This window comes from Streptomyces profundus, from assembly GCF_020740535.1.
Taxonomy (GTDB): domain Bacteria; phylum Actinomycetota; class Actinomycetes; order Streptomycetales; family Streptomycetaceae; genus Streptomyces; species Streptomyces profundus.
Genome location: NZ_CP082362.1, coordinates 5,708,845 through 5,720,366, shown reverse-complemented (window position 1 = coordinate 5,720,366; position 11,522 = coordinate 5,708,845). Strand labels below are relative to the sequence as shown.

11 protein-coding genes are annotated in these 11,522 nt (G+C 71.3%); 8 read left to right on the top strand and 3 right to left on the bottom strand.

Annotation, left to right across the window (positions count from 1 at the left end; translation table 11 throughout):
• The first annotated feature begins 242 nt into the window (after window positions 1–242).
• From K4G22_RS25195 to K4G22_RS25185, 3 genes are all read left to right on the top strand, one after another.
• Window positions 243–1,721 carry a hypothetical protein gene (locus K4G22_RS25195; RefSeq protein ID WP_228082629.1) on the top strand — a complete coding sequence of 493 codons (1,479 nt, stop codon included), beginning with the start codon at window positions 243–245 and terminating at the stop codon, window positions 1,719–1,721.
• A gap of 397 nt (window positions 1,722–2,118) precedes the next feature.
• Window positions 2,119–2,391, top strand: a complete 273-nt coding sequence (locus K4G22_RS25190) for a hypothetical protein (RefSeq protein ID WP_228082627.1) — start codon at window positions 2,119–2,121, stop codon at window positions 2,389–2,391.
• A gap of 84 nt (window positions 2,392–2,475) precedes the next feature.
• Complete coding sequence (locus tag K4G22_RS25185; protein ID WP_228082625.1) at window positions 2,476–2,892, top strand: winged helix-turn-helix transcriptional regulator; 417 nt, start codon at window positions 2,476–2,478, stop codon at window positions 2,890–2,892.
• 392 nt (window positions 2,893–3,284) lie between these two features.
• Here the strand turns inward: K4G22_RS25185 and K4G22_RS25180 are convergent, their stop codons facing one another.
• Both K4G22_RS25180 and K4G22_RS25175 read right to left on the bottom strand, forming a co-directional pair.
• Window positions 3,285–4,016, bottom strand: coding sequence for a class I SAM-dependent methyltransferase (locus tag K4G22_RS25180; RefSeq protein ID WP_228082624.1), 732 nt, complete (start codon window positions 4,014–4,016; stop codon window positions 3,285–3,287).
• Between the two features lie 200 nt (window positions 4,017–4,216).
• Window positions 4,217–5,086 (bottom strand): isocitrate lyase/PEP mutase family protein, encoded by an 870-nt coding sequence (locus tag K4G22_RS25175; RefSeq protein ID WP_228082622.1) that lies wholly within the window; start codon window positions 5,084–5,086, stop codon window positions 4,217–4,219.
• 127 nt (window positions 5,087–5,213) lie between these two features.
• Between K4G22_RS25175 and K4G22_RS25170 the strand changes: the two genes are divergently transcribed.
• The 5 genes from K4G22_RS25170 to K4G22_RS25150 all read left to right on the top strand — a co-directional run bounded on the left by K4G22_RS25170 (window position 5,214) and on the right by K4G22_RS25150 (window position 10,631).
• Entirely contained in the window at window positions 5,214–6,479 is a 1,266-nt protein-coding gene (locus K4G22_RS25170) for an Nramp family divalent metal transporter (protein WP_228082620.1), read from the top strand.
• A gap of 67 nt (window positions 6,480–6,546) precedes the next feature.
• Window positions 6,547–7,782, top strand: coding sequence for an arginine deiminase (locus K4G22_RS25165; RefSeq protein ID WP_228082619.1), 1,236 nt, complete (start codon window positions 6,547–6,549; stop codon window positions 7,780–7,782).
• A 171-nt stretch (window positions 7,783–7,953) separates the two neighbouring features.
• Entirely contained in the window at window positions 7,954–8,952 is a 999-nt protein-coding gene (gene argF / locus K4G22_RS25160) for an ornithine carbamoyltransferase (RefSeq protein WP_228082618.1), read from the top strand.
• A 65-nt stretch (window positions 8,953–9,017) separates the two neighbouring features.
• Window positions 9,018–9,587, top strand: coding sequence for a GNAT family N-acetyltransferase (locus K4G22_RS25155; protein ID WP_228082617.1), 570 nt, complete (start codon window positions 9,018–9,020; stop codon window positions 9,585–9,587).
• A gap of 279 nt (window positions 9,588–9,866) precedes the next feature.
• Window positions 9,867–10,631 carry an alpha/beta fold hydrolase gene (locus tag K4G22_RS25150; RefSeq protein WP_228082616.1) on the top strand — a complete coding sequence of 255 codons (765 nt, stop codon included), beginning with the start codon at window positions 9,867–9,869 and terminating at the stop codon, window positions 10,629–10,631.
• A 4-nt stretch (window positions 10,632–10,635) separates the two neighbouring features.
• On the opposite strand, the gene K4G22_RS25145 is transcribed toward K4G22_RS25150, so the two are convergent.
• A complete protein-coding gene (locus K4G22_RS25145) occupies window positions 10,636–11,280 on the bottom strand; it encodes an NADPH-dependent F420 reductase (protein WP_228082615.1) in 645 nt (214 codons plus the stop codon).
• Window positions 11,281–11,522: the final 242 nt, after the last annotated feature.

The following is an 11,522-nucleotide window of genomic DNA, read 5'->3' as shown; positions in this document are numbered from 1 at the left end:
AGGGGCGGGGTGCCGCTGGACACCGGGCCGGGGCACGGCATCCGTGTGTGGTGCGTGACCGGGACGATCCGTTGATCGGGCCGCCATCCGACGGTCGAAATGCGAAAGCAAGGACATCGGACCCTTTCTCCGCGTGCCCGCCTGGCGCATGCCGTCAGGCCCGAACGTACTGGCGCCACCGTTCGACTGAGCGACCGATCGACCACGCGGGGTCGGTCGGACATCCGTCCGGAGGAGCATGTGTGACGAGCACACCAGACGCCAAAGCGATCCTCGACTTCCTGGGCAAGCGGGTCACCCTATCGACGAGTTCGACGCCACAACTCGCGGGCCAGATGGACAAGGCCGCCGGAACCAAGGAGCGAGAGCGGAAGAAGGCGTTCCAGAAGAAGCAGAAAGAAGGCGAGACCAAGCCGGGAGACACCTACGAGCCCCTGCGCCGCAAACCGGGACTCCGCGCCCTCCCCGACCGGGAGCTGGGCGGTCCGGTGCGGGTGACGCTCTGGGATGTACTACATCATCTCGCCCGGGCGTTCGGGCTCTCCCAACGTGGTGCGTCACGGGGACTGGCCGAACACTGGGGCAGCCTCAAGTACTGTCAGGCCCTCGGTTCGGGCGCCGGAAAGCAGCTCATGCTCTCGGAGGAGGGCAGGCGCATCGCGGCGCACTACAAGGCGCTTCAGTCCGAGGAGTTGGGACACGCGTTCGCGTTGGCCATCAGCGAGCAGATCCTCACCCGCCGTTATCCCGACCACAGCGTGTCATTTATCCGTGCCGACACCGCGTTGCGCAGCGGCTGGTCATTGACCAGCGGGGACAAGTCCAAGTCCAAGGCCAAAACAGTGGGCTACTCGTACCGCCCGCATTTCCTGGCCGAGGTCTGGAAGCCCGGTGAGTCCTCGCGTGTCTTCCCCATCGTGAGCAAGGGCAACCACAGCGACCGGAAGAAGGTGTACGAGCAGCTCGCCTCGGCGGCGGTCCACGCTGACGGACTGCACATCGGTGCCTGGAACGAAACACCCGCGCTGATCTTCGCCACCGAGATCCCGCTGGACAAACCTCTCACCATTCACGCGCTGCACGCCGACGGGCCCGGCGGATGGCTGCGGATTCCGGAGGGCACTCCCGCCAGCGATATCGGCCTGCCCATCGGGGACCGAAATCCGCCCATCGGGATCACCATACCCGGGCAGGGCGGCATCTCCGACACCTCGGTGCCCGGCTGCCAGGTCGGGCCCGAATATCACGCGTGGTTTCAGCGCGCTCTCGCCCGTGTCGGAGCGGCCGGCCTGACGGCTTTCGCCGGTGACGGGGAGTCCACCGCCGCACTGCTCACCCAACGCCAGGGCAGCGATTTCTTCCAGGGCTTCGCCCATGCAGCCGCTGGCAGCGTCCAGGACGTCAGCTACAAACTGCGGGGTGAGCTCTTCGAGGGGACGGACCATGTCTTCCGGCTCAACGGCCAACGAATTCAGGCGTTTTCCGGAGTGGCGACAGACCTACTCGATGTCCTCGTCACCCGGGAGCGGGACAAACGGCAGGCGGATATCGCCGCGTACCGGCAACGGGTGCACGACCGGAGGGCCAAGCCGCACGGGACGTTCCCCGATCAGGAGTGGGGTGGACTGATTTCGATCAGCAGGGACGGGACGGTGTTGGCCATGCGAAGGATCGCCGCCTTCAAGGACGACCGGGCTCCATCGGTGGCCGCGCGGCCGTAGATCCGGAGCCGGAGAGCCGATGTCGGTGAGACGCGGCCGCTCGTCCCCCCCGAGCGGCCGCGCGTCCCGGTTCTCCGGCGCCGAGTGCCGGGCCCGCCCGTGGTCAACGGGTGGCCGAACAGACGCAGTCGGAGGTGGCGCGGCGACCGTCGCGACTGGCGCTTCTCCGTACCGGCGCGGCGCCAGAGGGCCGGTCGCCCGCCATTGGTGCGGTATATGGCGGGTTCTCCGAAGAAGACCGCGCATTCTCGGCCAAGGGCGGATGATCGGGGAAGCGGGGCTTCCGCTCGTGGTGCTTCGGTGAACCGGTCGGGTGCGTCGGGGCGCATGACCGAGCGCCATCCGGGGGACAGTGATCAGCAGGACCGGTTACCCGGCAGCGGTGAGGAGTTCCGTCATGGACCAGGCACTGGACAACAGACTGGACAACCGGCTGGACAGGAAGACCACGCGGCGCACTCGGGTGCTGTTCGCGGCGACGGTCGCGATCGCCATGGCCCTGTCCCCCGTGTTCTTCCTGCACGAGCTGCTCGTCGGCGCCCTGGGGCTGGTCGTCACCGGCCTGGTCACCAGGGACCGCGAGGGCGCGGCGGCCAGGACGGCCACGGTGGTCTTCGCCGGCCTGCTGGCCGGCAGCCTTCCCTATCTCCTGCTCGCGGCAGTGAGTTAGGGCGCGCCGGTGCGCCCACGGCCGCGGGGGCGGCCGGGGGCGCACCATGGGAATACGCGCCGTTCTCTGGTATCCAGGGACTTCATGGATACTGGCTTCGATCACGAGAAACACGGCTGCTACGACGTCTTTTCACGCGACTGCCCCCCTCGCGCCGTGCTGGAGTTGATCGCGGGCAAGTGGACCATGCTCGCGCTGGTTGCCCTGGCGGACGGCCGGGCCATGCGCTTCAACGAACTGCGCCGCCGGCTCGACGGCGTGACCCAGAAGATGCTCACCCAGACCCTGCGCGCGCTGGAACGCGAGGGCCTGCTCACCCGAACCGTCTACCCCACGGTGCCACCGCGGGTGGAGTACCGGCTCACCGCGCTGGGCGGCGAGATAGCCAAGCTGGTGACGCGGATCGCCGCGTGGAGCACCGCCAGCATCGACGAGATCCGCGCCGCCCGAGCGGCCTACGACCAACGGCTACACCACACCCCGCGCCCCCTCAGCGCGTAGCGCTGGCCGCGCCGGCCAGGCGGAGTGCTGGCCGCACCGGCCGGGCGGAGTGCGGGTCGCGCCGGCCGGGCGGGGGGCGGCGGTGACTTCGCCGACGGGCAGTCGCACAAGCCAGACGGGACATCGGCCCAACCGGCCGCGACCGTAACCGCACCTCCAGCACGAAGTGCTCGCCACACCGGCCAGGCCGTTGCCTTGGCGAGGCGGGGGGCGATGTTGGCCGAGTCGGCCAAGCGAAACGCTGCGCGCGCCGGCGGTCGGGGGGTGCCATACCAAGAGCCAGCGAGACGGGACGAGGCCACACCGGACGGGCGACAGCCCAGCGTCGCGCGAAGCGCTGGCCGCGCCGGCCAGGCGGAGTGCTGGCCGCAGCGGAGGGGCGGCGGCCTGGGCTAGGGTGCGCGGCGGAAGATGGCGGCCCAGAGGAAGGGTTCGCCGAAGGTGGCGGCGTCGGGTGGCTGGTCGCGCATGCGGCGGAGTTCGATCTCGGTGAGGTCGGAGAGGATCCACCGCAGTTCGTCGGCGGTGTAGGCGAGGCCGCCGTGGAGGCCGGACTGTCGGTAGAACGCGGCGTCCGGCAGTTCCGAGCCCATAGCGCCGGTGGCGAAGCAGCTGAGGACCAGGTGGCCGCCCGGGGCGAGGACCCGGTCGAGCAGGGAGAGGTAGCTGACGCGGCGGTGCGGCGGCAGGTGGTGGAAGCAGCCCGAGTCGTGGACCAGGTCGTAGGGGCCGGTGAGTTCGGCCGTGGTGAGGGCGAACGCGTCGCCGGTGTGGAAGCGCACCTCGGCGCCGTGGGCGGCGGCTCGTTCGCGGGCCCAGGCGATGGCGGCGGGTGAGAGGTCGACCGCGTCCACCGCGCAGCCCCTGGCCGCCAGATGGAGCGCGTTGCGGCCCGGGCCGCAGCCGAGGTCGAGGGCGCGTTCCGGGACGATCAGGCCACGGTCGAGCGCGTCCACCAGATGTTCGTCCGGCTTGTCGACGAAGAACGGAACGGGCCGGGAGCGGTCCGCGTAGAAGGCGTCCCACCAGTCGCCGGCGTCGGCCGTCCAACGGTCGGCGCCGGGGGCGAACAGCCCGTCAAGCAGCTTCAGCACATCGTCGACGGTGCGGATGGTCCGGTTCATCCGAGCTCCTCTCACGCTGCCGGAACGCTAGCCATCGGCGGGGAGAGAGGCCAGTTCAGCAGGGGTACAGCGGGGCGCGAGGCGGGAGTTGGGGGGCCGGGTGGCCGGCCGTCGGCAGGCGGGGAGGCGGCCCGGCCGAAGGGGTGGCGCGGGCCCCGCCGGGGGGCCGGAGGGCGGCTTTCCCGGCGGGGCTGGGAGGGTCAGTTCGCGGGGCGGGCGCGGGGCGGGGCCTCGGCGCGCATCAGGGCGTCGAGTTCGCCGTATTCATAACCGCGTTCGAGGGATTGGTAGGTGCCCTTGGTGAGGAGTTCGGCGGCCGCGCGTTCGGCGACGGCGTAGGCGGACTGGGCGAGCCCGGAACCCACGCTGACCCGGGCGGCGCCGGCCGCCGCCAGTTCGGCGATGGCGGGGGCGCCGGGCCCCGCCAGCACATTGACCGGGGCGTCCAGTCCGTCGACCAGGGTGCGGACGATCTCGGGGTCGGTGACGCCGGGCACGAAGACGCCGCTGGCGCCCTCGTCGAGGTAGGCCCTGGCCCGTTCCAGGGTGGCGTCCAGCAGCGATCCGCCCGCGCCGGCCCCGCGGAGGAAGACGTCGACACGCGCGTTGAGGTAGAGCGGCACGCCGACCTCCTCGGCGGCTCCGCGGGCGGCGGCCAGGCGTTCCCGCTGCTCGGCGACGGGGCGCAGCGCCGTGGTGCCGTCGTGTGCCGAGTCCTCCAGGTTGACGCCCACCGCGCCGGCAGCCAGCACCTGGCGGATGGTCTCGGCGACGCCGGCCGGGTCGGGCGCGTAGCCGGACTCGATGTCGGCCGTCACCGGGACGTCGACGGCCGAGACGACGCGGGCGATCAGGTCGACGGCGAGTGTCCTGGCCAGGACGTCGCCGTCGGGGGCGCCGAGGGACCAGGCGACGCCTGAGCTGGTGGTGGCGACGGCGGCGGCGCCGGCCCTCGCCACCAGGCGAGCGCTGAGCGCGTCCCAGGCGTTGGGCAGGACCAGCGGTTCCGCTCCATGGTGGAGGCTGTGCAGGAGTCGGGCCTTGGTGACCCGGTTGGCTGTCTCGCTCATGGGGCCAGTAGAGCAGTGTGGGGCGGGTGGGGCTGGCGGTTTCCGGACGGAGGAGTCTCCGTGGCGCGGGGCGGTCGGCAGGGGGTGAGGTGGCCTGAAAGTGGCGGCGCTGGGCAGACTCCGAGGCGTGGCGACGACGCACGAGAAGTCTCAACCCCCCACCCGACGCTGGCGGTTGATCGGCCCTGGCCTGGTGGTCGCGGTCACGGGCGTGGGTGCCGGGGATCTGGTGGCGACGATGGTGGCCGGCAGTCGGTACGGCTACACGCTGCTGTGGGCGGCGGTCGTCGGCTGTCTGATCAAGGTCGCGCTGGCGGAGGCGACGGGCCGTTGGCATCTGGCCACCGGGCGCACCGTCTTCGACGGCTGGCGGACGATGGGCCGCTGGACCACCTGGTATTTCGGGATCTACATCGTGGTGTGGGGCTTCGTCTACGGGGCCACCGCGATGTCGGCGAGCGGGCTGCCGCTGGTGGCGCTCTTCCCCGACGGTCCCTCGCTGCGGTTCTGGGGCGCGCTGGCCGGGGTGTTGGGGCTGTTGTGCGTCTGGTTCAACCGCTATGCGGTGGTGGAGAAGATCATGATGGTCTTCGCCGGGCTGATGTTCGTGGTGGTGGTCGGTCTCGCCGTGCGGGTCGGTCCGGATCTGGGCGCGCTGGGCGGTGGGCTGTGGCCGACGCTGCCCGACGGTTCGGTGGTGTACACGCTGGGGCTGATCGGCGGCGTGGGCGGCACGATCACGCTGGCCGCGTACGGCTACTGGGTGACGGCCAAGGGATGGCGCGGCCCGGCGTGGATGCCGATGATGCGGTTGGACAACCGGATCGCCTATGTGACCACGGGTGTGTTCGTGGTCGCCATGCTGGTGGTGGGCGCCGAGCTGCTGCACTCCCTGGACATCGCGCTGACCAGTGGCGATCGAGGGCTGCTGGATCTGGGCGACGTGTTGGAGGAGCGCTTCGGGCCGGCGACGGCGAACTTCTTCCTGTTCGGTTTCTTTGCCGCGTCGTTCAGTTCGGTGATCGGCGTCTGGCACGGGGTGAGCCTGCTGTTCACCGACTTCGTGGTGCGCACCCGGCCGGATCGGGCCGGGCGGGTGGCTCTTGAGGGCGACCGGGAGCGTTCGCTGCCGTTCCGGGCCTATCTGCTGTGGCTGACCTTCCCGCCCATGGGGTTGCTCTTTCTGGACCAGCCGATCGGCCTGGTGATCACCTATGGCGTGTTGGGCGCGTTCTTTATGCCGTTCCTGGCGCTGACGCTGCTGTGGCTGCTCAACACCGGTCAGGTGCCGTTGCGCTGGCGCAACGGCCGGATCAGCAATCTGGCGCTGGCCGGGTCCGGGGTCCTGTTTCTGGTCCTGTGTGTGCAGCAGATCCGTGACCTGCCCTGGTGAGGCGGACGGCGGCCCTGGTGTTCGGCGGGACGGGGAAGGTGGCCCGAAAGGGGCGCAGAATGGGGGCATGACCTTCCATGTCGACTCCGAGACCGGCCGGCTACGCCGAGTGATCCTCCATCGCCCCGGTCTCGAACTCAAGCGTCTGACGCCCACCAACAAGGACGAGTTGCTCTTCGACGATGTGCTGTGGGTGCAGCGCGCCCAGCAGGAGCACGACATCTTCGCCGAGTTGCTGCGCAGCAGGGGCGTCGAGGTCCGGCTTCTCGGCGATCTGCTGGCGGAGAGCCTGGACGTCCCCGAGGCCCGCGCCCTGGTGCTCGACCGGGTCTTCGACGAGCGGGAGTACGGTCCGCTGGCCACCGCTCCGCTGCGGGAGATCTTCGAGGCGCTGCCCAGCGCCGAGCTGACCGAGGCGCTGATCGGCGGGATGACCAAGCGGGAGTTCCTGGAGCGCTACCCCGCGCCCCCCTCGGTGCGGCTGCATGTGATGGAGCCGGACGAGTTCCTGTTGAACCCGCTGCCCAACCACCTGTTCACCCGGGACACCTCGGCCTGGGTCTACGACGGGGTGGCGATCAACGCGATGCGGTGGCCGGCGCGCCAGCGGGAGAGCGTGCACTTCGAGGCGATCTACCGCCACCATCCGCTCTTCGCCGGGGCGACGGGGGGCCCGTTCCACTACTGGTCGGCGCCGCACGGCGCGCATCCGTCGACCATCGAGGGCGGCGACGTGCTGGCGATCGGCCGGGGCGCCGTGCTGGTGGGGATGAGCGAGCGGACCACGCCGCAGGCGGTCGAGCAGCTGGCCAGGCGGCTCTTCGCGGCCGGCTCGGCGCGCACCATTGTGGCGCTCGACATGCCCAAGCGGCGGGCCTTCATGCATCTGGACACGGTGCTGACCATGGTGGACGGGGAGACGTTCACCCAGTACGCCGGGCTCGGCATGCTGCGCTCCTACACCATCGAACCAGGCGTGGGCGGCCAGGAGTTGACCGTCACCGACCATCCGCCGGAGCATATGCACCGGGCGATCGCCGAGGCGCTGGGGCTGGGCGCGATCCGGGTGCTGACGGCCACCCAGGATCCGCACGCGGCGGAGCGCGAGCAGTGGGACGACGGCTGCAACGTGCTGGCGGTCGAGCCGGGCGTGGTGGTGGCCTACGAGCGCACCGTGACGTCCAACACGGAGCTGCGGCGCAACGGCGTGGAGGTGCTGGAGATCCCGGGCAGCGAGCTGGGGCGCGGCCGGGGCGGCCCGCGCTGCATGAGCTGTCCGATCGAACGCGAGCCCGTGTCCTGAGGCCGGGCCCCCGGTCCTGAGTGTCAGCACCCCGCCCGGCGTCGCGTGGTCGACGTCGGGCGGGGTGACATCCGAGGGCATTGCATAACCATAAGATGCGACGTATATGATTGCACCCGCATCGGGACAACCTCGACGCTCAGCAGCGAGCACAGATCGGAGCCCTCGTCCATGGCGACAGATCTCACCGGCCGCCACCTGCTCAGGGAGCTGGACCTCACCCCGGCCGAGTTCCGTCATCTGGTGGAGCTGGCCGGCCGGTTGAAGGCGGCGAGGCGCTCGGGGACCGAGGTGCCCCGGCTGACCGGCAAGCACATCGCGCTGCTGTTCGAGAAGAGTTCCACCAGGACCCGCTGCGCGTTCGAGGTGGCCGCCGCCGACCAGGGCGCGCGCACCACCTATCTGGAGCCGGCCAGCTCCCATATCGGCTACAAGGAGTCGGCGAAGGACACGGCCCGCGTCCTCGGCCGGATGTTCGACGCCATCGAGTACCGGGGCACCGCGCAACGGACCGTCGAGGAGCTGGCGGCCTTCTCCGGGGTACCGGTCTACAACGGGCTCACCGACGACTGGCACCCCACCCAGATGCTCGCCGACGTGCTCACCATGACCGAATGCCACGCGGGGCCCTGGGAGCGGATCGCCTACGCCTACCTCGGCGACGCCCGCAACAACATGGGCAACTCCTACCTGGTCACCGGCGCCCTGCTGGGCATGGACGTGCGGATCGTCGCGCCGCGCCAGCTGTGGCCGGAGGACGCCGTGGTCGCCAGGGCGCGCGAGCTGGCCGAGGAGACCGGCGCCCGGCTCACCCTCACCGACGACGTCCCCGAGGGCACAGCGGGCGTCGACTTCGTGGCCACCGATGTGTGGGTCTCGCTGGGCGAGCCGGTGGAGCGGTGGCAGGAGCGGATCGAGCTGCTCCACCCCTACGCGGTGACCGCCGAGGTACTGGCCGGCACGGGCAACCCGGAGGTCCGGTTTCTGCACTGCCTGCCGGCCTTCCACGATCTGGGCACCGAGCTGGGCCGCGCGCTCCACGAGCGGCACGGTCTGGACTCCCTGGAGGTGACGGACGAGGTCTTCGAATCCCCGGCCTCGGTCGTCTTCGAACAGGCGGAGAACCGGCTGCACACCATCAAGGCGCTGCTGGTCGCCACGCTCGGCTGAACTCCCCACCGGGGCGGAGTAATTGGGTGGCGAGCGCGGTACGGCGGTTGGTTGGATGCCCTCCCATGGACCTCACGGACAACGACGCCCCTGAGTCAGGCACCCCTCAGCCGCTGATCGGGGCCCTGGTGCGGCTCCGCCCCATGGAGCCGGCGGACGCCAAGGATCTGTGGCGCTGGCACAGCGACCCCGAGGTCACGCGCTGGCTGGACATGGAGCCGCCGCAGTCCCTCGCCAGGACGGAGCACAGGTTCGCCGAGCCCAGGACGAACACCTTCGAGAAGACGCTGTTGATGATCGAGCGCCGCGACAACGGCCGGCTGATCGGCGTCTGCGGGCTGCGGGACGCCAGCCCCGAGACCGGTCGCGCCGAACTCGACATCTACATCGGCGAGAAGGACTGCTGGAGCCAGGGCTACGGCACGGACGCGCTGCGCGCCCTGTGCCGCTGGGGCTTCGACCAGATGCGGCTCCACCTGATCGCGCTCTGGGTGGTCGTCGAGAACGAACGGGCCGTCCGCGCCTACGAGAAGGTGGGCTTCGTCGTGGACGGCCGCCACCGCCAGTGCTTCCGAGGCGCCGGCCGCTGGCACGACATGCTGCTGATGAGCCTGCTGGAGGGCGAACTGCGTTAGGCCGGTCGCCGCCTGGCCGGGCCGAGCGGGAGTCGGGCGACGCCGAGCGCCATCAGCACCACTCCGACCCCGGTGCCCCCGGCGCGGGCGGCATCGGCCGGCGGGACGAGCGGGGCCCGCCCGGCGGCGGGTGCGCCCGCGCGCGAGGCGGCGTCCGACCGTACGCGCCGTGTGCGCCGGCGTGCGCGCCTTGGCCACGCGTCAGCTCGCCTCCGGTCGGGCGTGACGTTTCGCCGGACCCCGCGCGCACGGAGGATACGCATGGAACGATGGCTGCCCGTGACCTCGAATTCGCATCTCGCCCACGATGTGGCCGGCGACGGCCCCGCGCTGCTGCTGCTCCACTCGACGGTCTGCGACCGTCGGATGTGGGACCCGCAGTGGCGGATACTGATCGACGCGGGTTTCCGCGTGGTGCGCTGCGACTTCCGGGGCCATGGGGACAGCCCGGCCGCCGACCGCCCCTACCGCGACGCGGAGGATGTGCGGGATCTGCTGGACGCGTTGGAGATCCCACAGACGGCCCTGGTGGGCTCGTCGTTCGGCGGCGGGGTGGCCCTGGAGGTGGCGGCCCGCTGGCCCGGGCGGGTCACCGCGCTCGCCCTGTTGAACGCCGCCCCACCGCTCGATCCGCCGACGGCGGGGCTGGCCGCGTTCCGGGCCAGCCAGGCCGAGTTGATCGAGGCCAGCGAGCTGGCCAGGGCGGTGGAGCTGAATGTCGCCACCTGGCTGGGCCCCGAGGCCGACGGCAACACCCGGGCCATGGTGCGGCTGATGCAGCGGCACGCCTTCGATGTCCAGTGGGCCGCCGAGGAGTTCGCCACGCCGAGGGCCGACTACCGGCTGAGCCAGGTGAAGGCCAAGACGCTGGCCATCTCGGGCGGGCACGACCTGCCGGACTTCCGGCGCACCGCCGCCGCGATGCCCGGGCTGCTGCCGAACGCCCGGCATCGCGAGCTGCCCTGGGCCGGTCATCTGCCCAGCCTGGAGCGGCCGGCCGAAGTCGCGGCGCTGCTCGTCGAGTTCCTCCGGCAGGCCGCCTGACCGCTCAGCCGGCGGCCACGGGCCGCACCACCCGGACGTTGAAGCCGACGCCGCCGGTGGCGCCCGCGATGCCCATGAAGAGCAGCGCGAAGTGCTCCTGGCCCCGCCCGGTGGCGATACCGCCGAGATCCAGCTGGCTGGACTCGTCCCAGCCGAGGTCCGTCAGCAGCCCGGCGACGGTCCGCTTGGCCTCGGCGCTGTCGCCGGAGAGGAAGACGGTGGTCGGCTCGGGCAGGGCCTCGGGGGCGACCATCACCGTGGAGTCCATGGTGCAGAGGGTCTTGACCACCGGGGTCCCGGGGAACTCCCGCTGGATCAACTGGCCGAGGCTGACGTCCAGATGGCCCAGATCCCAGTCCTCCGTGAGGGCGACCCCGATATCGATCAGCACCTTGCCGGCCAGCGCCTCGGCGCCGATCGTCGTCAGCATGGCGAGCGAATCGCCGCCCGGCGTCGCGTTGACCAGGACCTCGCTCCGTTCGACCGCTTCCGCCCAACCCACCACCGGCTGGGCGAGTTCGGTGCGCTCGGCGGGCTGCCGGGAGCCGAACACCACCCGGTGTCCCGCGCGCGCCCAGCCGTCGGCCACGGCACGTCCCACATGTCCCGTGCCAAGAACGCCTATCCGTGTGCTCTCTGTGTCCGCCATGCCCAGAGACTAGGCAGCCGCGCCGAGCGCCCGCCTCGGCCATCCGGCCCAACTCCCGTGGTCCCGGGGGCTTACGGCCCGGGCAGGACGAGCGACGGCCGAGCGCCCGTTACGCGGGGCCCCCGCGCCCGCGCCGCCCGGGCGACCGGCCGTCGCGGCGCCCCCGTCCCTCCCGTTCCGGCGCTCTCCCCCAGGAGAGCGGCGGAAGGGGCCTGGTCCGCGCGCATGGGTGGTGCGGGGAG